Origin of the sequence: Ectobacillus panaciterrae DSM 19096, from assembly GCF_000430785.1 — a bacterium.
Lineage (GTDB): Bacteria > Bacillota > Bacilli > Bacillales > Bacillaceae_G > Ectobacillus > Ectobacillus panaciterrae.
Genome location: NZ_AUMR01000003.1, coordinates 191,436 through 212,322, shown reverse-complemented (window position 1 = coordinate 212,322; position 20,887 = coordinate 191,436). Strand labels below are relative to the sequence as shown.

18 protein-coding genes, 1 pseudogene and 1 riboswitch are annotated in these 20,887 nt (G+C 43.3%); all 19 genes and pseudogenes read right to left on the bottom strand.

The annotated features are described in order from the left end of the window. Positions 1-31: 31 nt before the first annotated feature. Complete coding sequence (locus tag H540_RS0101115) at positions 32-1,105, bottom strand: BMP family lipoprotein (protein WP_028399041.1); 1,074 nt, start codon at positions 1,103-1,105, stop codon at positions 32-34. Positions 1,106-1,186: 81 nt separating this feature from the next. After that, positions 1,187-1,912 (bottom strand): GntR family transcriptional regulator, encoded by a 726-nt coding sequence (locus H540_RS0101110; RefSeq protein WP_028399040.1) that lies wholly within the window; start codon positions 1,910-1,912, stop codon positions 1,187-1,189. Positions 1,913-2,154: 242 nt separating this feature from the next. Next, positions 2,155-2,256: riboswitch (purine riboswitch) on the bottom strand. A 232-nt stretch (positions 2,257-2,488) separates the two neighbouring features. Continuing rightward, positions 2,489-4,840, bottom strand: a complete 2,352-nt coding sequence (locus H540_RS0101105; RefSeq protein WP_028399039.1) for a DNA translocase FtsK — start codon at positions 4,838-4,840, stop codon at positions 2,489-2,491. A 103-nt stretch (positions 4,841-4,943) separates the two neighbouring features. Then, on the bottom strand, positions 4,944-5,150 hold the full coding sequence (locus H540_RS0101100; protein WP_028399038.1) for a YlzJ-like family protein: 207 nt from the start codon (positions 5,148-5,150) through the stop codon (positions 4,944-4,946). Further along, entirely contained in the window at positions 5,147-5,878 is a 732-nt protein-coding gene (locus tag H540_RS0101095; RefSeq protein WP_028399037.1) for a ClpP family protease, read from the bottom strand. Before H540_RS0101095 ends, H540_RS0101100 begins: the two co-directional genes overlap by 4 nt. 91 nt (positions 5,879-5,969) lie before the next feature. Beyond that, a complete protein-coding gene (locus H540_RS0101090; RefSeq protein ID WP_028399036.1) occupies positions 5,970-7,640 on the bottom strand; it encodes a ribonuclease J in 1,671 nt (556 codons plus the stop codon). A gap of 371 nt (positions 7,641-8,011) precedes the next feature. Further along, positions 8,012-8,890 carry a 4-hydroxy-tetrahydrodipicolinate synthase gene (gene dapA / locus H540_RS0101085; protein ID WP_028399035.1) on the bottom strand — a complete coding sequence of 293 codons (879 nt, stop codon included), beginning with the start codon at positions 8,888-8,890 and terminating at the stop codon, positions 8,012-8,014. 4 nt (positions 8,891-8,894) lie between these two features. Next, entirely contained in the window at positions 8,895-10,127 is a 1,233-nt protein-coding gene (dapG, locus tag H540_RS0101080; protein ID WP_028399034.1) for an aspartate kinase, read from the bottom strand. A 19-nt stretch (positions 10,128-10,146) separates the two neighbouring features. Beyond that, complete coding sequence (asd, locus tag H540_RS0101075; protein ID WP_028399033.1) at positions 10,147-11,193, bottom strand: aspartate-semialdehyde dehydrogenase; 1,047 nt, start codon at positions 11,191-11,193, stop codon at positions 10,147-10,149. 140 nt (positions 11,194-11,333) lie between these two features. After that, entirely contained in the window at positions 11,334-11,936 is a 603-nt protein-coding gene (locus H540_RS0101070) for a dipicolinate synthase subunit B (RefSeq protein ID WP_028399032.1), read from the bottom strand. Beyond that, positions 11,933-12,832, bottom strand: coding sequence for a dipicolinic acid synthetase subunit A (gene dpaA / locus H540_RS0101065; RefSeq protein ID WP_028399031.1), 900 nt, complete (start codon positions 12,830-12,832; stop codon positions 11,933-11,935). Before dpaA ends, H540_RS0101070 begins: the two co-directional genes overlap by 4 nt. Before the next feature lie 154 nt (positions 12,833-12,986). Continuing rightward, positions 12,987-13,235 carry a YlmC/YmxH family sporulation protein gene (locus H540_RS0101060; protein ID WP_028399030.1) on the bottom strand — a complete coding sequence of 83 codons (249 nt, stop codon included), beginning with the start codon at positions 13,233-13,235 and terminating at the stop codon, positions 12,987-12,989. Between the two features lie 58 nt (positions 13,236-13,293). Beyond that, the gene (locus H540_RS0101055) at positions 13,294-14,538 is read right to left on the bottom strand and encodes a M16 family metallopeptidase (protein ID WP_028399029.1); all 1,245 of its coding nucleotides are present in this window, start codon (positions 14,536-14,538) and stop codon (positions 13,294-13,296) included. 155 nt (positions 14,539-14,693) lie between these two features. Then, positions 14,694-15,647 carry a polysaccharide deacetylase family protein gene (locus H540_RS0101050; protein WP_081414956.1) on the bottom strand — a complete coding sequence of 318 codons (954 nt, stop codon included), beginning with the start codon at positions 15,645-15,647 and terminating at the stop codon, positions 14,694-14,696. Positions 15,648-15,778: 131 nt separating this feature from the next. Further along, positions 15,779-17,893, bottom strand: coding sequence for a polyribonucleotide nucleotidyltransferase (gene pnp, locus H540_RS0101045; RefSeq protein ID WP_028399027.1), 2,115 nt, complete (start codon positions 17,891-17,893; stop codon positions 15,779-15,781). Between the two features lie 160 nt (positions 17,894-18,053). Beyond that, on the bottom strand, positions 18,054-18,323 hold the full coding sequence (gene rpsO, locus H540_RS0101040) for a 30S ribosomal protein S15 (RefSeq protein WP_028399026.1): 270 nt from the start codon (positions 18,321-18,323) through the stop codon (positions 18,054-18,056). A 98-nt stretch (positions 18,324-18,421) separates the two neighbouring features. Further along, a pseudogene (gene ribF, locus H540_RS0101035) lies at positions 18,422-19,394 on the bottom strand (bifunctional riboflavin kinase/FAD synthetase). A gap of 153 nt (positions 19,395-19,547) precedes the next feature. Further along, on the bottom strand, positions 19,548-20,471 hold the full coding sequence (gene truB / locus H540_RS0101030; protein ID WP_028399024.1) for a tRNA pseudouridine(55) synthase TruB: 924 nt from the start codon (positions 20,469-20,471) through the stop codon (positions 19,548-19,550). A gap of 51 nt (positions 20,472-20,522) precedes the next feature. Then, the gene (gene rbfA, locus H540_RS0101025; RefSeq protein ID WP_028399023.1) at positions 20,523-20,879 is read right to left on the bottom strand and encodes a 30S ribosome-binding factor RbfA; all 357 of its coding nucleotides are present in this window, start codon (positions 20,877-20,879) and stop codon (positions 20,523-20,525) included. Between the last annotated feature and the right edge of the window lie 8 nt (positions 20,880-20,887).

Sequence of the window (20,887 nt, the reverse complement as noted above, 5' to 3'; positions counted from 1 at the left end):
AAGAACTAACCTTTGCTATTTCTCTGCGGTCTTACTTAGGCAGAGAAGCTTCGTATGTTTTATATTCGTCCGCAGTAGCTGGAACTTTGATTGTGCCATCTAAAATTTTCTTTTTAAACTCTTCAACCTTCGCTAACGCATCTTTGCTTACGTTGTCAGTTGTCGGAGCGATATCGATACCTTTGTCTTTCAGACCGAATTCTTTAATTGAACCGCCTTTAAGCTTGCCGTCTTTCATTTCTTTCGCAACATCTTCAACCGCGATATCTACACGTTTAACCATGGAAGTTAATGTTACGTTTTCAGGCATACCTTCTTGATGCTGGTCACGGTCAACACCGATTACCCAAACTGTTTGTCCTTTTTTCTTGCGGTTTTTCGCTTCTGTGAACACGCCGTTTCCTGTTCCGCCAGCTGCATGGTAAATTACATCTACACCTTGACCATACATTGTGGAAGCCAATTGTGTACCTTTAGCGATGTTATTGAAGTCGCCTGCATATTGAGATACGATTTCAATTTTAGGGTTAACTGCTTTTGCACCTGCGATGAAGCCGTATTGGAACTTCTTGATCAAATCGCTCTCTACGCCGCCGATGAAGCCGATTTTATTTGTTTTTGTAGTCATCGCAGCAACCGCGCCGACAAGGAAAGAACCTTCATTTTCTTTGAATACGATGCTTGTTACGTTTGGCTTGTTTACTACCATATCAACGATAGCGAATTGATTTTTCTTGAATTGATCAGCTGCTTTGCCGACTGCATCAGCCATTAGGAAGCCGATACCAAACGTTAAATCGAAGTTCGATTCACCGAATTTTGTTAAGTTGGGCAGATAATCTGATTCCTTTTCGGATTGCAGATAGCGATAGCCTTCATTTTCTTTTAGGCCGTTGTCTTTTCCGAATTTCGTTAATCCTTCCCAAGCTGATTGGTTAAAGGATTTGTCGTTTACCCCGCCAGTATCTGTAACCATACCTACTTTAAAGTTTGCTGCTTTTTTCTCTCCGCCTTTGGTCTCTGTTTTGTTAGCGCTTCCGCAAGCGCCTAAAATTGTGCTTGCCGCTAAAGTTAATGATAATAACAGGCCCGCCTTTTTCTTCATACTAGAACCCCTCCTAGATTAATCTGTACATAATTGTCGATGCCCCTTTTGAACGATGTCACCTCCTCAAAATAAGGGACATTAAATACGTTTTCGCAAGACATGGAAGCTGAATTTATCAGCCCGGAAATAGTTGATAGAGTATAAAATCGGTTCGTCGCTTTGGTCATAATGCATTTGCTTAAGAACAAGAAGCGCCGTTTCCGGATCACACTCTAAAATCGGCGAAATCTTTGGATGATATCCAAGCGGCTCAATGTGTGCAACTGCATACGTAATGCGTTTGCTTGTTTTTTTATGGATGATGCTGAGCAGCGATTCTTCCTTATAATCCGACAGATCTGGCAAAATATGCTGTGGAGTTTTATCCACGCAATATACGACCGGTTCCCCATCTGCCGTTCTAACACGTTCAATCGCCAAAGCGTCCATATCTTCCATGCAGCGAAACTTTTCTTTTTCTTCTTCCGTTAAGCTTGTAAGCGAAGAGGAAAGAAAAATTGTTCCTGGTTGCTTTCCGGCATCTGTTATCATATCCGTGATGCTGTAAAGTTGCTCAATCCCAGACGAGAACAGCGGTTTAGCGTTTACAAAAGTTCCAACGCCATGACGGCGAATGACGACATTCTCCTCTTCTAAAATACGAAGAGCTTCGCGCAATGTCGCTCGGGAAACACCAAGTTCCTTCGCTAAATCAAATTCCGAGGGCAATTTTTGTTTTTCTTTATACACCCCATTTTTGATATCTTCTTTAATGCGGTCTATGACTCGTAAATAAAGATGTCGGTTATCTGACCTGATTGACATACTAATCCCCCAGTACTTCACTTATTCGACCTCTGATGTAAGACATCTTTTCTTCTTTTTCCAACCCTACTATATCACGAAATTGTAAAAATCAAAATATAAAAGTTGTCCTTTGTCGAATAAATGTTAATAATTTTTCAAATACAAATATTTGTATAGCTTCGTCCGTAAAAAAGCCCCCGAGCTTCAACATTTCTCGCATCGTGAGAAAGCTGGAGCGCAGGGGCTGTATGTACAGACCTATACGTTGCCACTCTCCTCATAGTCTAGCAATTTAAGGCTGCTAGGTAGAAACTTCTGGACCATATCTCCATAATTATATGAGGTTCCTTATTTATTCCGGGATAAATCTTATCATAGGCTCCATATGATGTCAACACGATTCGACAAAATCCTTCATTTTATAAGTTTGTGCAATCAGTTTATCCATCAAACAGGCATACTATTCTCTCTTAAAGGCGCCTTTTGGCATTTTCACGCCAAAAACTATATTTTAGATTACCGCTTAAGCTGCAGCGCTCTCCCTTAACAAACACTTTTCAAAAAAAGAAAACGAAAGGGGCCCCTTCCGTTTTTTTACGAGCTCATTTCCTGAATGTCTTTAATCAACACTTCCCTCGGCTTGCTTCCTTCATATGGACCAACAATGCCGTTCGCCTCCATTACATCAATCAGGCGTGCAGCTCTCGTATAACCAATGCGGAATCTGCGCTGCAGCATAGAAACGGATGCGGTTTGCATGTCTACTACAAGCTGTACAGCTTCTTCATACAAATCGTCCTCTGATTGCTGCATGGAGTCGGACGCCTGCGGAATCATATCCTCTTGATATTGCGCTTTTTGCTGAGAAATGACAAACTCTACTATGCTCTCAACCTCTGCATCAGATAAAAATGCTCCTTGCACGCGCACCGGCTTTGATGCCCCTACAGGAAGGAACAGCATATCTCCGCGCCCGAGCAGCTTTTCGGCTCCTCCGGAATCCAAGATTGTCCTTGAATCGGTTTGGGATGAAACGGCAAATGCAATGCGCGAAGGAATATTTGCTTTAATTAGACCTGTGATAACATCCACTGAAGGACGCTGCGTAGCGATAATCAAGTGAATGCCTGCTGCGCGAGCCATTTGTGCCAGACGCATGATAGAATCTTCCACATCAGATGAAGCGACCATCATTAAATCCGCCAACTCATCCACAATCACTACAATATAAGGCAATGTCGGCTGCTTCGCCTCTGCATTCTCATTATAGTGCTGCACGTAATCGTTATACCCTTCAATATTTCGCGTTCCGCTGTGCGCAAACAGCTCATAGCGGCGCTCCATTTCACTTACTACTTTTTTCAAGGCCTGCGACGCTTTTTTCGGATCTGTTACAACAGGAGCGAGCAAGTGCGGCACCCCGTTATATACATTGAGTTCAACCATTTTCGGATCAATCATCATCATTTTCACTTCGTGAGGCTTAGCCCGCATTAAAATGCTTGTAATAATGCCATTAATACATACGCTCTTTCCGCTTCCCGTAGCGCCGGCCACCAGTAAGTGGGGCATTTTATTCAGCATCGCCATAACCGCCTCACCCGTAATGTCACGCCCAAGTCCGATGAGAAGCGTTTCCTCCGGCCGGCTGTTGCCTTTTGACTCCAGCACCTCTCGCAACGTTACCATCGCTACCTCAGAATTCGGCACCTCAATACCGATCGCGGATTTCCCCGGAATCGGCGCCTCAATACGAATGTCTTTAGCAGCTAAAGCCAGCGCCAAATCGTCGCTTAAACTGACAATTTTGCTTACCTTTACCCCCATGTCCGGGTATACCTCATATTTTGTAACAGCCGGTCCTCTATGTACTTTTGTGACCTTTGCTTTTACGCCAAAGCTCTTGAACGTACGCTCGAGCTTGCGCGCATTTTCATAAATAAGTTCATTTTCGTCTGTTACATGGCCATTTTCCGGAAGGTACAATAATTCCACCGGCGGAAGCTTATAATCCTTATTCTCCACATTCACAAATTGCATGGGCGGCCCTGGATCAATCGGTTCCGCCCGTTTTTGGGAACGCTTTTGCTGCGGCACTTCTTCTTCAGACAGCTCTGCAGCAGGAGCGATTGGCAGTTTCTCTGCGATATCCGGTTCTGCAAGCGTGCGCTCTGCAAAGTTTGAGATAATAGGAGGCGTTACATCTACCTCTTCTTCATACTCATCTGAATCCGGACTTTCTTCTTCTTTCTTATAGCGCTCGCTTCTCGTCTTTACTGTCTTTTTCTTCTCTGTTCTTTGTGCAGCTCGGTTTTCTTTCCAATCCTTATAATCTGTCCCGAAGGCGCTCAGCTGCTTCTTAATAAGATACAGGACAGGAGCAAGCACTTCTCCGAGATGCTTGTTTGTAATACATAAGATGCCTAACAGCACAAAAATGACACCGATGATATACGCACCCGTCTCATCAAACAGAAAATAGCAGGAAGCAAACATGACCGCTCCGAGCATGCCTCCGCCTAAATTACCAGAGCCGATTTCTTTCTTCGCTTCTATAAAGAATAATTCCTTTGTGCTCAAAATAACGGACGGACTTGGAAACTGGCCGTTTTTCGTCAAAAGATTGAACAATGTAATATGGCTGAACATGAGAATCGCCATTACAATAAAATAGATGCCGATTAATCTTTTATGAAATAGATTCGGCCATTGTCTTTTCATTACAAAATAAACGGATAACACTATAGCCCCAAGCACACCGATCATGTACCACTCGCCAAAGAAAAAGCGAAAGAACAGAACAAACGCTTTCCCCACAATCCCAAGCTGCAATATGGTAATAAGAGAGAGCGCGAAAAGAGTCAAACCGATAATTTCGTAATACATAGTAGGCTGATTGGATTGTCTTTCCTTTGTTTTTTTACCTCTCTGCTTTTGCTTTGCCATTTCTTCACCTCTGTTGAACAAACGTAAGAAAGCAGCCATGCTTGGCTGCTTCATTCTTTTTCCTGTATAGTATACCATACACGCATTGGAATTTCCTTCTTTTTCAATGAATCCAGACTCTTTGCCCCGGCTGATATTGCAAGTAATGCTGCGGATCGCTGCTTAAAATGCGTATAATAGAATAGCCGCTGTCCCCGCATGCTTCAACAACCATATCAATCCCGTTGCAGTTTACAATTTTTTGTTTTGCATATACCCTATCGTCAATCGGATAGATGAGCTGCTCAGGTACAATCGTGTATAAAATCATTGCAGCATCTGCCCGCCTTCTTGCTGACGAGCTTCAATCATCTCGTTCAGCTTGCGAATCGCCTCTCCAATTCCGCCTACTTCATCAATTAAACCGTATTTTACCGCATCAGAACCGACAACGTTCGTACCAATGTCACGCGTTAAATTCCCTTTTGCAAACATCAATTCCTTAAAACGGTCTTCTGTAATGTTAGAATGCTTCGTCACAAAACGAACAACCCGCTCTTGCATTTTATCGAGGTATTCAAACGTTTGCGGTACACCAATGACAAGTCCAGTCAAGCGGATTGGATGAATGGTCATCGTGGCTGTTTCTACAATGTAAGAGTAATCGGTAGCGACTGCAATCGGAACGCCGATGCTATGCCCTCCTCCGAGTACAATGGAAACAGTGGGCTTTGAGAGAGAACCGATCATCTCTGAAATAGCAAGCCCGGCTTCCACGTCTCCTCCTACTGTATTTAATAAAATAAGCAGTCCTTCAATTTTCGGATTTTGCTCAATTGCCACAATTTGCGGAATGAGGTGCTCATACTTTGTTGTTTTATTTTGCGGCGGTAGCTGAACGTGGCCTTCAATTTGCCCAACAATCGTTAAGCAATGAATCCGAGATTCACTCATTTGAGGAACGTTCGTTTGTCCGAGCTGCTGAATTTTCTCAACGATTGAATCTTTTGTTTCCTTTTTCTCGGTATCTTCGCTTGTTATGTATTCGCGATCTGCCATGGATGATGCTCCTTTCGCTATTATATTAAGTAGTATTTGTCATGTTCCGTTTTTCATGTAGAAAAAAGAAAAAGTGCTCATCAGAGCACTTTTACACTTCCATAATAATGGGTAAAATCATAGGTTTTCGTTTTGTTTTTTCAAATAAAAATTGACTGAGTGCATCGCGGACGCTTTGTTTTAATGTAGACCATTCAATAGAATATTCTCTAATGGACTGCTCAACAATTTCTCGTACCATTTTAGCAGAGTCATCAATAAGCTTCTCAGATTCACGCACATAGACAAATCCGCGGGAGATAATTTCCGGACCGGATACGATTGTTTTTGCTTCCTTACTAAGGGTGATTACCACAACAAGAATACCGTCTTGTGATAACAGCTTGCGGTCGCGAAGCACAATATTTCCTACATCGCCAACACCCAATCCATCAATGAGGACGTTGCCGGCCGGTACCTTTGCTCCATGCTTGGCTACGCCGTTTTGAAACTCAATGACTTCTCCCTTATCCACAAGAAAAATATCATTACGGTCCATGCCGACATCTTCTCCAAGCTTCGCATGCGCTTTTTGCATACGGAACTCCCCGTGTACAGGCATAAAATATTTCGGCTTCATCAAATTGAGCATAAGCTTCAGCTCTTCCTGACTGCCGTGACCCGATACGTGAACTTTCTTTTCTCCATAATATACAACATTTGCACCTGCCCGAAACAGCAGGTCGATTGTTTTGGAAACAGATGTTTCATTTCCTGGAATCGGTGAAGCTGCAATAATTACGGTATCACCTTTGCGAATGGCTACTTGTTTATGCGCTTGCTTTGCCATGCGGGAAAGCGCCGCCATCGGCTCGCCTTGACTTCCTGTTGTTAAAATCGCCACTTTCCGCTCCGGATAGCTGTCAATATCTTGAAGCGAAATGAGCATACCGTCTGGAATATGCAAATATCCGAGGTTATAAGCGATATCCACCACCTTGACCATGCTTCTTCCGACAACCGCCACCTTGCGTCCGTGTTCATAAGCCGCATCGAATACTTGCTGAATGCGGTGCACGTTAGAAGCGAACGACGCTATCAGAATGCGTCCTTCCGCACTGTAAAATTCTTTTGAAATCTCTACTCCGACAGCTTTTTCTGATCCCGTATAGCCGGGACGCTCTGCATTTGTGCTGTCCGATAATAGACAAAGCACGCCTTCGTTGCCGAGCTGCGCCATTTTCCCAATGTCCGCGCTGTACTTGTCCACCGGCGTTTGATCAAACTTGAAGTCTCCCGTATACACAACTGCGCCTTGCGATGTGCCGAAGGCAACTCCTACTGAATCCGGGATGCTGTGGTTCGTTCTGAAAAAGGAAACGGACGTCGTTTCAAATTTGACGACAGAGTTTGCATCAATTGTTTTTAATTTAACACGGCCTAAAAGTCCCGCTTCGCTTAATTTCGCCTCCACAAGCCCCAATGTTAAACGAGTCCCGTATACAGGGATGTGCAGCTTCCTTAGTACGTATGCAATGCCTCCGATATGATCTTCGTGACCGTGTGTTAAAAACAATGCTTTTACTCGTTCTTTATTTGCTTCTAAGTATGTAATATCAGGGATTACAATATCAATTCCGAACATCTCTTCTTCCGGAAACATAAGTCCGGCATCCACTATGAAAATATCCGAATCAATTTCCACTCCATACATGTTTTTTCCGATTTCCCCTACTCCCCCTAGGGCAAATACCTTTACTGATTCTGTCTCTTTTGTCTCCACCTATCTTGCCTCCTAATTTCGCTGCGCATACCCGTACTAAGTCACTTAGAAATATTATACCTGATACAAGAATTAGAATACAAGCTAATTTCTAGGAAGGGATCATAAGACAGAACAGAAAAATAAGAATGCCTGCAGCTTGCGATTCATACTCGTAAGAAACTTATTTCTGAACTTCTCTCCATGCCGGATGAACTTTTGAACAAGCCTGTAAAAGTGAACGGCTTGTCTCATTGTCCCCGCACGGGAGCAACTTACTCTCTTTTTTACGTCATTGGAGAATTTACAGAGCACAATCGGCATCACCAAAATCAAAGCCGATTCTTTTTAACAAAAAAACAGCTCGGAATAAGCCCGAGCTGTTTTCTTATTTATCGTGGGATAGATTCTATGACTTCCTGTAAACGCTGACGCTCTCCTTCAGAAAGAGGAAGAAGCGGCAAGCGTACAGAGCCTACATTTATGTCGAGCATTTGCAATGCCGTTTTGACAGGGGTCGGGTTCGGCGCCATAAACACAGCCTTTGTTACACGCCATAAAAGCTGATGAAGCTCCTGCGCTTTTTTCATATCGCCATTTTGGAATACAGCTATCATTTCCTGTATTTCATTGCCGATGACATGAGACGCTACAGACACAACACCCTTTGCTCCGATTGCCATTGCAGGCAATGTCAATCCGTCATCACCGCTGTATACCGCGAAGTCATCATCTGTTTGTTCAATCACTTCCGTCATCGCCAACACGTCTCCACCTGCATCTTTTACTGCAACGATGTTAGGAATTTTAGAGAGACGGACAATTGTATCAACTGACATTGTGACAACAGAACGTCCTGGAATATTATAGAGCATAACCGGTAGCTTCGTGCTCTCGGCAATCGTTTTAAAATGCTGATACATTCCCTCTTGACTTGGTTTGTTATAGTACGGGGCAACGAGCATAATCGCGTCCACAGCCGCTTCCTCTGCCAGTTTTGTCAATTCGATAGAAGCTTGTGTGTTATTGCTGCCTGTGCCTGCTACGACAGGAACGCGCCCGTTTACAGCAGTCACAACATGACGGAACAATGCTGCTTTCTCTTGTGTTGTCAATGTCGGAGACTCGCCTGTTGTTCCGCATACAACAAGCGAAGTTGTTCCATTTTCAATCAAATAATTGACCAATTGCGTTGTTTTTGCGAAATCGACATTTCCTTTGCTGTCAAAAGGGGTTACCATCGCTGTTGCAACAGTTCCGAAATTGATCATATTCTCACTCCCTATCTTCTGCTTCTTTAGATAGTTCAAATGCACTGTGCAGAGCGTTCACTGCTTCAACAAGATCGCTCTCATTGACGAGCATCCAAATGGTGGTATGACTGTCGGCAGATTGCAGGATTTGAATACCAGCTTCAGATAAAGCTGTTACAATGCGTGACGTAACCCCGGGAACACCTGTCATGCCCGCTCCTACAATAGATACTTTTGCGCAATGTCTTGTAACAAACGGCTCATATCCAATTTTGCGAAGCACCTCAATGGCCAGGTCCGCTACGTCGTCGTTTACTGTATAAGCAACACCTGTCGGGGAAATGTTGATTAAATCAACGCTGATTTTTTCATTCGCCATTTCCTTAAACACTTGCGCCTGCAAGTCGTACGGGCCGTCTTTTGCCATTACTTTAATCTGCGTGACATTGGATACGTGAGCAATGCCTGTAACAGGGCGTTCCTGCACATCTTGCCCCTGCACTGCGCCTTCATATGCCGTAACTAACGTTCCTGTACCGTCAGAGTACGTAGAACGAACACGAAGAGGCACCTTCGCATGCATCGCAATTTCCACAGCACGCGGATGAATGACTTTCGCACCTTGATAAGCCATGTTGCAAATTTCATTATACGTGACAACATCCAGCGGACGAGCATCTTTTACAATGCGCGGGTCTGCTGTCATGATTCCTTCTACATCTGTAAAGATATCAATATAGTCTGCATTTAACGCAACGCCCAGTGCCGATGCAGATGTATCGCTGCCTCCGCGCCCAAGCGTAGTTGTGTCGCCGTTTTTCGTTTGCCCTTGAAAGCCTGCCACAACTACTACATCGTGCTCACGAAGTTCTTTTAATACACGTTCGCAATTCATTTCAATAATTTTAGCATTTGTAAAATCATCATTTGTAAGAAATCCCGCTTGCGCCCCTGTAAGCGCTGCAGCTTCAATTCCCGCTTCATTCAGCATATTGGAAAATACAACGGCTGAAATGAGTTCCCCGCAGGACAACAGCAAATCTTTTTCACGCTTGGAAATATGGAATTGCTTGTCATCAACGAGACTAAGCAATGTGTCCGTAGCGTAAGGCTCGCCTTTTCGTCCCATTGCAGAGACAACCGTTACGACCTTATAGCCTTCCTCTAACGCTTGCGAGATATGCTTAAAAGCATGTTTTCTGCCATTTTCGTCGCGTACGGATGTACCTCCGAATTTTTGTACAATGATTTTCATGTTTGCACCCTCTTAGAAGTTACACTAAACCTAGTTTGATTAATCGTTCTGCAATCTGAACAGAGTTCCATGCAGCTCCTTTTAATAGATTATCGGAAACAACCCAAAGGTGGAAGCCTTTATCGTTGTTTAAGTCTTTACGGATTCGACCAACAAATACTTCTTCTTTTCCTGTTGCGTAAAGTGGCATTGGATATAGCTGCTCCGCTGGATTATCTTGAAGAACGATTCCTTCTGCATCTGCAAGTAATGCGCGGATTTCGTCAACAGTTACCCCTTCTTTTTCCACTTCAACGTAAACAGATTCAGAATGCCCAGCAACTACAGGAAGGCGCACGCAAGTTGCTGCCACCTCTAACTCTGGCATATGCATAATTTTCTTAGTCTCATTAATCATTTTCATTTCTTCATACGTAAAGCCGTTTTCTTCGAACACATCGATTTGCGGAATTGCGTTAAATGCGATTTGATAATGCTTTTCACCGCTCTTTACAGGAAGAATATTTGTCTTCACTTCTTCGCCGTTTAACGCTGCTTGCGCTTGTTCATTTAATTCTTCAATTGCGGAAGCACCTGCTCCTGAAACCGCTTGGTACGTAGAAACGATTACTCGCTTCAAACCATATGCTTGACGAAGCGGCTCAAGCGCCACTACCATTTGAATTGTGGAGCAGTTCGGATTTGCAATAATTCCATTATGCTCTAACAAATCTTTTTCGTTTACTTCCGGCACTACTAGCGGAACGTTCGGATCCATACGGAACGCGCTTGTATTATCAACTACAATAGCGCCGCGCTTTGCTGCTTCTGGTGCTAACGCTTTAGAAACAGATCCGCCTGCACTAAAGAGAGCGATATCTACACCTTCAAAGCTTTCTGGTGTTGCTTCTTGTACAGTAACTTCTTCCCCTTTAAAGAGAATCGTTTTTCCTGCTGAACGTTTCGAAGATAGTAATGACAACTTGCCGATTGGGAAGTTGTGTTTTTCTAACGTATTTAACATTTGTTCTCCAACTGCGCCGGTTGCTCCAACTACAGCGACATGAAAAGATTGTTTCTTTTCCATCACTATACCCCTTTCTAGGTACACCATATACTTATAAAAAGACAGGGCACAAAGTCGTCCCCCATCTTTATTAGAACAATAATACCACATTATCGCGCAGGATTGAGTAATTTTCCGAAAAAATTATTGTGCGCTTTTGATTATTTATTCATATATTTGTATTTTTCTACAACTACAGGCTGCAGCTGTTTGCCTTCCAATGCAGCAGCCACTGTGTCTCGAAGCAGCTCCATACGCGCTACCATCGAACTTGGTTTCTTATCGGGCGCATCTTGGCCAAATGGTACAAAATACATATTTCTTGCAGCCATCAGGCGCATTAAATTTACACCATTCAAGCCGAGCGCATCATTTGTAGAGATGGCGAGCACGACAGGCTTCCAGTTGCGAAGCGTAGCTTTAGCAGCCATGAGCACAGGCGAATCTGTCAGCGCATTTGCGAGCTTGCTCATCGAATTTCCTGTAAGAGGAGCAATTACCATGCAATCAAGAGGAATTTTCGGTCCGAGCGGCTCCGCTTTGACAATGGTATCAATTACAGAATAACCTGTAATCTCTTCAATTTTTTTAATCCATTCCTCTCCTTCGCCAAAACGCGTATTCGTTGTTTTTAATGTATAAGATACGACCGGACGCACCTCTGCCCCCTCATCGATAAGCTGCTGCAAATAGGGCATAACTTCCTCGTACGTACAGTGTGAGCCTGTTAATCCAAAGCCGATCCGTTTTCCTTTTAAACTCATTTTACATTCTCCTTTCTCGCCTTATCTTCTGACAGCAAAGAAGTGAGTACATTCGCGAGAATCTGCCCGGCAGTCTTTGGCGCAACGATTCCTGGCAATCCTGGGGCCAAAAACGCCTTCACTCCTCTTTTTTCCGCATAACGGAAATCCGTTCCGCCCGGCTTAGATGCTAAATCTACTATTAAAGTGTGAGCCGGCATTTTAGATATGATACTTGCTGTTACAATGAGGTGAGGAATCGTATTAATTACGATGTCTGCATCCTGCACTTCCTGTTCTAAATCATTTAAATGAAAAGGAGCAAAAGTCATTTCTGTAATGCGAGCTAAATGTTCTGAGCGCCTTGCTCCTACCCGCACCTTTGCACCCAACGCTTGAAATGTACGGGCTACGCTCATTCCTGTCCGCCCAAATCCCAGCACCATAACCTTAGAACCGTGAATAGTGTAGTCTGTATGCTGAATCACCATCATAATAGTTCCCTCTACTGTCGGAATGGAATTGTATATCGCCACATCATCACGCTCAAACAATTTGACGAGCTTTCGGTTTGTTGATGCAGCCAATCCATCTAAGTACGCGTTGCTGATTCCGGAATAAATAGTAAAATGAGACGGGGTCTCCTCAACTTGCTCCTTTGTGAGCACAACCTTTTTATTTGAAAAAATGGTATCAATCTGCCCTTCTAAATTCGTGCCCGCTACCGGCAGTATAATAGCATCTAAGGAAGAAAAATCCAATTCTTGCATCTGCTCCTTGGCCGCTCCTGTAAAACCGTGATCAAGCTGATCAAACCCGATTAAAGAAAGCTTGGCATCGAGTTCAATCATCTTTCGGATAACCTCCAATTGTCTGGCATCCCCTCCGATCACGGCTATATGCATGTCAGTTAACATCCCCTACTTCACCTTCTTTTTGTTCTATATTCTAAGCGCCTATCTCTTTGTTTTCACAAAACATCATATGTATCGTACAAGAGCATGGTGATTGACCATTAGGAAAATCACCTATTTTCTGCATAAAAAAAACGGCCCCTCAAAAGGGACCGGCTTACACTTGCTCTGAATCCGACAAATCAAAAATAATCATATCCTGCCCAACCTTTTTAATCCGCTTCCAGGAAACACGTATTTCCTGCTGGGAACGCTTAAACGCTCCCCACTTGCCGACAGGAATAATCAGAGCATGTATGCGTCCATCCTGCTCATCGATTTCCAAATCGGCATGCCCCAATACTCCCATCCGTTCCGCGCGTTCCAAATCCACGATTTCCTTCCCGCTCAATTCGCTCAGCCTCACACATATCCCCCCTTACTTACTACGTATTCCGTGTCCCAATAAAAAATACCTACAAGTTTTACTTGTAGGCAAGTGCTTTCGGCAGCTCTCCTGTCGGGCTGATGAGAGAGACAGCAAATTCTTCTGTAAACGTTTGATGAATCAAATCATCTACATCTTCTTTTGTCACACTGTTGATGCTTTCAATCATTTCATCAAGCGAACGATGCGTGCCAAGAAGCATTTCATTTTTACCATTTCGGCTCATACGGCTGTTCGTACTTTCGAGACTGAGCATTAAACTGCCTTTTAACTGCTCTTTGCTGTTGGCAAGCTCTTTTTCTGTTATACCTGTATCCTTTAATTTATCAAGCGTTTGCTGAATTGTTTCATAGAGCGTTTCAAGCTGCTGATTGCCAGTGCCTGCGTAGATTGTCATCATTCCTGAATCTTCATAAGAGGAATGATAGGAGAATACAGAGTAGGCCAAACCGCGTTGCTCGCGTACTTCTTGAAACAAACGGCTGCTCATGCTTCCGCCTAGAACGTTGTTCAGCACAATTAAGCTGTATACTTTGTCATCTCCCACGTTCAATCCTTTGTAGCCGAGACATAAGTGCGCCTGCTCTGTTTCCTTCTTGCGAGAAACCTTATTTGGATGAAAAATAGGACTATGTATTTGTTCGCGTTTTGTTGTACCTTCATAGCTTCCGAAATAATCTTCCACCGTTTTCATGAAGGATTCATTTACATTTCCTGCAATGGAAACCACGACATTTTCAGGCGTATAGCGTTCTTTCATATATTGACGAAGTGTATCGCCTGTAAAGGTTGCCAGCGTGCCTTCTGTTCCGAGAATCGGATATCCAAGCGGATGCGTTTCATATGTAGCCTTCGTCAGCAAATCATGCACAATATCATCTGGTGTATCTTCGTACATTTTAATTTCTTCATATACGACATTCTTTTCTTTCTGCAGCTCTTCATCCACAAAAGTAGAATTAAAGAACATATCCGAAAGAACTTCTAAGGCGTACTCCGCATGCTCATCAAGCACTTTAGCATAGTAGCACGTATACTCTTTAGAAGTAAATGCATTAACTTGGCCGCCGATGCTGTCAAATGACTCTGCAATTTCACGGGCTGACCGCGTTGTTGTTCCTTTAAAGAACATATGCTCTAAAAAATGGGAAATGCCATTATTTTTTTCGTTCTCGTGACGGGAACCCGTATGAATCCATACCCCGATGGCGACAGAACGAACGGTAGGAATATGTTCAAATACAATTCTTACTCCGTTTTTGCAAGTATGTTTATTGATCAAGTGCCATCCTCCTATTACTTTGTATTTATCCCGCTCTAACCGTCCGAAAATTTCTGCATTTGCAAATAAAAGCCGGACGCTAGGAGCCCGATTAGTTCAGCTAGCGCTTATTACTCAATCATAACAATTTTGTGAACACATGTCATGCAAATCATTTAATCGATTCGCTTTTCACTCAGAAGCTCAGATACTGTGCCAATTTTGTACCCTCCTTTTTTCAACAGCTGAATGAGCGTATCCAGTGATTGCGCCGTGGGTGACGTAGGATGCATAAGCACGATTGCACCATTGTGCGCCTTTTTTGTGACGCGCTGAATCAATACGCTCGGTTCCGGCCGCTGCCAGTCAATTGTATCAACAGTCCACATAATGGTACCCATACCGAGCCTTGATGCGATGGATACGACCTCATCTCGGTAGCTGCCGCTTGGGGGAGCAAACCATTTTACCTTCTGATTTGTTGCAGCTTCAATCATTTCATTTGTTTTCACAAGTTGCTCTTCTATAGAGCCTGCAGATAATGTTTTCATATCCGGATGCGTATAAGAATGATTTCCTACTTCTTGCTTTGCGTCAACAATCATTTTTGCCAAAGATGGGTTCTCCTTTACCCAGCGTCCTTCCAAAAAAAAGGTTGCAGATACATGATGCTTTTTTAATATTTCTAACATGGTGGGGATATATTCGTTCCCCCATGCAACGTTTATCGTAAGAGCAATCATTTTTTTATCAGGATGTCCTCTGTAGATAGGCGCAGGCGGCAAATCCTGCAAATGAACCTTTGGCGATATGTCCGTATACACGAGTTTTTTTTCATTAAACTCTCCTTGCTTCTTCATATTTTCGTAAGAAGCAGGCACATCGACGGCACGTCCGTTATACCCAGGCGTAGCTTTCCAAATCTTATCCACAATCGCGTCCTGAGCCGGAATTTCATAGTCTTTCGCTTTTTCAGCAATTTCATCATATAAAGGGTCTTCCGCCTTTGATACTTGCAGAGCAGACCGTTTCACTTCATCTACATAAGCGGATGTATATGAGTTTTGCACAAGAAAAAAACTGAGCAAAACTATACAAGTACAAATGATTGCATGCTTCGTTCGGTTCATTCTATTCCCTCCTCGTAACAAAATATGTACAGCCTGTCTCTTCTAGAACACAAGAAAAGCGCAGACGGCTCGTTCAGGTGCTGGACAATAAAAAAAGAGACGAGGAAAAAATTCCCCCGTCTCCTTATATATTATTGCTGCGCTTCTTTTTCTTTTTGCTCTTTTAAAAGTACTTTCCTGGATAGGTTTACACGACCTTGCTTGTCAATTTCAATAACTTTGACAAGAATTTCATCCCCGATTGCCACAACGTCCTCTACCTTCGGAATACGTTCTTCAGCAAGCTCGGAAATGTGGACAAGTCCGTCTTTGCCGCTGAACAGCTCGACGAATGCGCCGAATTTCTCAATGCGTTTTACTTTACCTAAGTAAATTTGTCCAACCTCTACCTCACGAACAATATCTTCGATGATTTTCTTCGCTTTTTGGTTCATCTCTTCATTAGTAGAAGAAATGAAGACTGTACCGTCTTGTTCGATATCAATCTTAACACCTGTTTCTTCAATGATTTTATTGATTTGCTTACCGCTTGGTCCAATTACATCACGAATCTTATCAGGGTTAATCGTCATTGTTAAAATCTTAGGCGCATATGGAGAAAGCTCCGTGCGCGGCTGGTCAATGACAGACAGCATATGATCCAGAATTTGCATACGGCCTGCTTTCGCCTGCTGCAGCGCTTCTTCTAAGATTTCACGGGAAAGACCTTCAATCTTAATATCCATTTGCAGTGCAGTTACACCTTTAGCTGTACCCGCTACCTTAAAGTCCATATCGCCAAGGTGATCTTCCATGCCTTGGATATCTGTTAAAATCGTGTAGTGCTCGCCAGATTTCACAAGCCCCATTGCAATGCCGGCTACAGGCGCTTTAATCGGCACCCCTGCATCCATCATCGCCAGCGTGCTTGCACAAATACTAGCTTGCGAAGTAGAACCGTTGGATTCCAGTACTTCAGATACGAGACGCACTGTGTAAGGGAAGTCCTTCTCAGACGGAATAACAGGCTCCAACGCACGCTCACCGAGTGCACCGTGACCAATCTCACGGCGTCCAGGCCCCCTCATCGGTCCTGTTTCCCCAACGCTGAACAGCGGGAAGTTGTAGTGATGCATGAATCGCTTGGATTCTTCGATGCCAAGCCCATCCAAAATCTGCACATCGCCTAGCGCACCTAGTGTACAAATGCTGAGAGCCTGTGTTTGACCTCGTGTAAATAGGCCGGAACCATGCGTACGAGGCATCAATCCAACTTCGGAAGCAAGCGGACGAATTTCATCAATGCTGCGGCCGTCTGGGCGTACCTTTTCAACTGTGATTAGACGGCGTACTTCTTCTTTTACCATCTTGTACAGGATTTCGCTTACTTGCCCCATCGTTGCAGCATCTGCTTCTTGTGCTTCAAACTGCTCAATTACACGTTTTTTCACTTCGCTGATTGCCTCTTCGCGAGCATGCTTTTCATATACTTGAATCGCAGCCTTCATATCAACTTCTGCAATTTCACGAATTTGCTTTTCAAGCTCTGTATCTACTTCGTACAAGACAATTTCCCTTTTTTCTTTGCCGATTGCTTGTACAATTTTTTCTTGGAACGCAATTAAGCGTTGGATTTCTTCATGACCAAACATAATTGCTTCTAGCATGACTTCTTCCGGTACTTCTTGTGCGCCAGCCTCTACCATGTTAATCGCATCTTTTGTACCCGCTACAACAAGATGTATATCGCTTTTTTCTGCTTGCTCTACCGTCGGGTTAATTACAAATTCTCCATCAATTCGTCCGACAACTACACCTGCAATCGGACCTTCAAATGGGATATCCGATACGGATAGAGCCAATGAAGAGCCAAACATTGCTGCAACTTCAGAGGAGCAATCTTGGTCTACGCTCATCACTATGCTTACCACTTGCACTTCATTACGGAATCCGTCTGCAAACAGAGGACGAATCGGACGGTCAATTAAACGGCTTGCCAAAATCGCCTTTTCGCTTGGACGTCCTTCACGTTTAATAAAGCCTCCCGGAATTTTCCCTACTGCATATAAACGTTCTTCATAGTTTACAGTTAAAGGAAAGAAACCTACGCTTTTCGGCTCCTTAGAAGCAGTCGCTGTTGATAACACTGCTGTGTCGCCATATCGAATTAATACGGCTCCGCTTGCTTGCTTTGCAAGCTGACCTGCTTCTACAACCAGCTCGCGTCCTGCTAAATGTATAGAGAAGACTTGCTTTTCTTGACCCATTTAAGTACCCCTCTCAATTCAAAATATGTAATTGCCTCTATGTAAAAGTAAATTATATGCCAATCATATCTTTCTCTAGTATTTCCGAAAAGATAAAAAACTATTAAAGAATACCATATTTTTACCTAACAAAAAAGCGGGAATAATCCCGCTTTTTTGACTATCGACGTAAGCCAAGCTTGTTGATTAATTCACGATAACGTGTGATGTCTTTGTTGCGAAGGTAAGTAAGTAAGTTACGACGCTTACCAACCATCTTTAAAAGACCACGGCGTGAATGATGATCCTTCTTATGAGTACGTAAATGCCCGTTAAGAGTGTTAATCTGCTCAGTTAGGACAGCGATTTGGACCTCTGGAGAACCAGTGTCAGTATCATGTGTTTTATATTGAGCGATAATCTCATTTTTGCGTTCTTGTGTTAAAGCCATCCTGTTCACCTCCCTAATATCAATCCCCAATTCCCTAGCATACGTTGGTGACTCGACATGCCAAGAAATGGTTCAATTAAAGTACGTAGATTAGAATACTACGTTTTCTTAGAAAAAGCAAGTCTGTTCTTGCTGTTCCTGAAAATATTGTTCAGCCGTTTTCTTATCTTTGCTGATTTGCGTGACAAGTTCATCAATGCCATTAAATTTTTTCTCTTCTCTAATGCGCAAATGCCACTCAATCGTAACATGTTTTCCGTAAATGTCCTCCTGAAATTCAAATAAATGAACCTCTACAGACAGCTTCTTCTCATCCTTTTGGAAGGTGGGCTTGTATCCGACATTGCATACGCCATCGTGCCATGTCCCGTTTACTTTCATTCGCACAGCATATACACCTGTCGGAGGTAAGATGTACGCATCGACAGCTTCGATATTTGCCGTAGGAAAGCCGATTTGCCGGCCGCGTTTATCACCGTGAACAACAATTCCTTCTACCGTATAAAATCTGCCAAGCACAGAAGGAATATCCTTCATGCGCCCTTCTCGAATCATCTTGCGAAGCAGCGTGGAACTGACCTTTTCTTCATGAAGCTCTACTTTTTCAATCATGGTTTGTGTAAACTCTCCTCTTGCATGAAATGGTAAAGTTTCCATCGTTCCTTTTCCGAGACGTCCATATGTGAAGTCAAATCCCGCTACGACATGCTTGACATTGAGCCTAATAATATAATCGTCAACAAATTGCTGCGGCAGCAGAGAAGCAAACGCTTCATCAAATTTGACAACATATAAAGTATCAATGTCCATCTGTTCCAATATTCGGGCTTTCGCTTGAAGAGGTGTAATGTATTCTACATGCGCCTCTTTCTTGCCGAGCACAACGGACGGATGGGGGTGAAATGTCATGACGGAACTTTTAAAGCCGCAATCTGCCGCTATCTTTTTTGCTGTTTGAATAACCTTTTGATGGCCGAGATGAACACCGTCAAAGTATCCTAAAGCCATAACTGCGGGCTCTGCTTCATCTGTTTTCATTTGATGAGGATGAGTTAAATGAATGAGTTTCACGCTCGAATCCACCTTTTTTGTAAAGTAAAACTTCGTCAGCAGGATATTTCCCCCTCTGACGCTAGTTGAACTAATCGTACTCTTATCGTCCGTTATTGCTTCTTGTATGCTTTAGTTGCGGGCGATTAGAGCGAGATAAGAATTCCTCTCTCATTATAGCTTTAATTCTTGATTATTCACAAGAACTTTCGTCGGCTTCAGCCACCCGCTCTTTCCTGCATGCGGTTCATAAATTGCCAAGCATTGTTCGTTTTCATTAAAAACCATTACAAATCCCTCAGTCAGCTGAAGAACATTTGGAAGGAATGCACCGTTTTTCACCTTTTCCGATTGCTCCTCATTCACAATGATTTTCGGGAAATCCTGCAGTGTCTCGTCAATCGAACGAAAGATATTGCCTACTGTTCCATTTTGCACATTTTCTTCTATTTGTTCAAACGTTATGCAATCCTGAATTGTAAATTGACCTGATGCCGTTCGAATTAAATCAGACATATGAGCAGGAAATCCAAGTCTCTCTCCGATCATAACAGCTAGTGTTCGGACATAAGTCCCCTTGCTGCACATCACCCGGAAGCGGAATGACAGCGGAGAACCATGAAACGTTTCACGGTCGTCGAGAAGCTCGAATTCATGAATTGTAATGGTTCGGACAGGACGTTCTACCTCAATCCCCTGTCTTGCATATTCATAAAGCTTTTTTCCGTTTACCTTCACAGCCGAATACATAGGCGGCATTTGCTCAATTGTTCCTGTCAGTGATTTGAGAACATCCTCAATCTCGTTTCGCAATATCGTACGGTTCACTTCTTGTCTTTCTACTATGTCACCGGACGCGTCTTCTGTCGTAGTCGAAAAGCCGATTGTGACTTGTCCCTCATACGTTTTTGTTTCACTTGTCAAAAACTGAGCGATTTTTGTGGCTCTTCCTACGCAAATAGGCAATACTCCTGTAACATCGGGATCGAGCGTTCCTGTATGACCTACACGTTTTTCTTTTAAGATTTTTCTTATTTTAAAAACGCAATCATGAGAGGTCATTCCTTTTGGTTTGTTAAGCAGCAATACTCCTTCCATAACTTCACCTCATTTTATTTACAGAAAAAATGGATAGACAACGTCTATCCATCATTCCTCATGCTTTTCATCTTTGTTTATTTTGTGCAACAGTGTTTCAATTCTGTGGCCGTAGTCGATGGATTCATCAAATTCAAAAGAAATTTCCGGCGTTTTGCGCAGACGAATTCGCTGACCGATTTCCGAGCGAATGAATCCCTTTGCCTTCGCTAATCCTTTTAACGTGTTCTGTCTTTGTTCATCATCGCCAAGAACAGATATGTACACCTTTGCAAGCTGTAAATCCCCGCTCACTTGTACATCTGTTACAGTGACAAATCCGATGCGCGGATCTTTAATTTTGCGGCCAATGATGTCACCGAGCTCTTTTTTCATTTGCTCTCCCACGCGATTCGCACGTAGCTTCATACTATCAC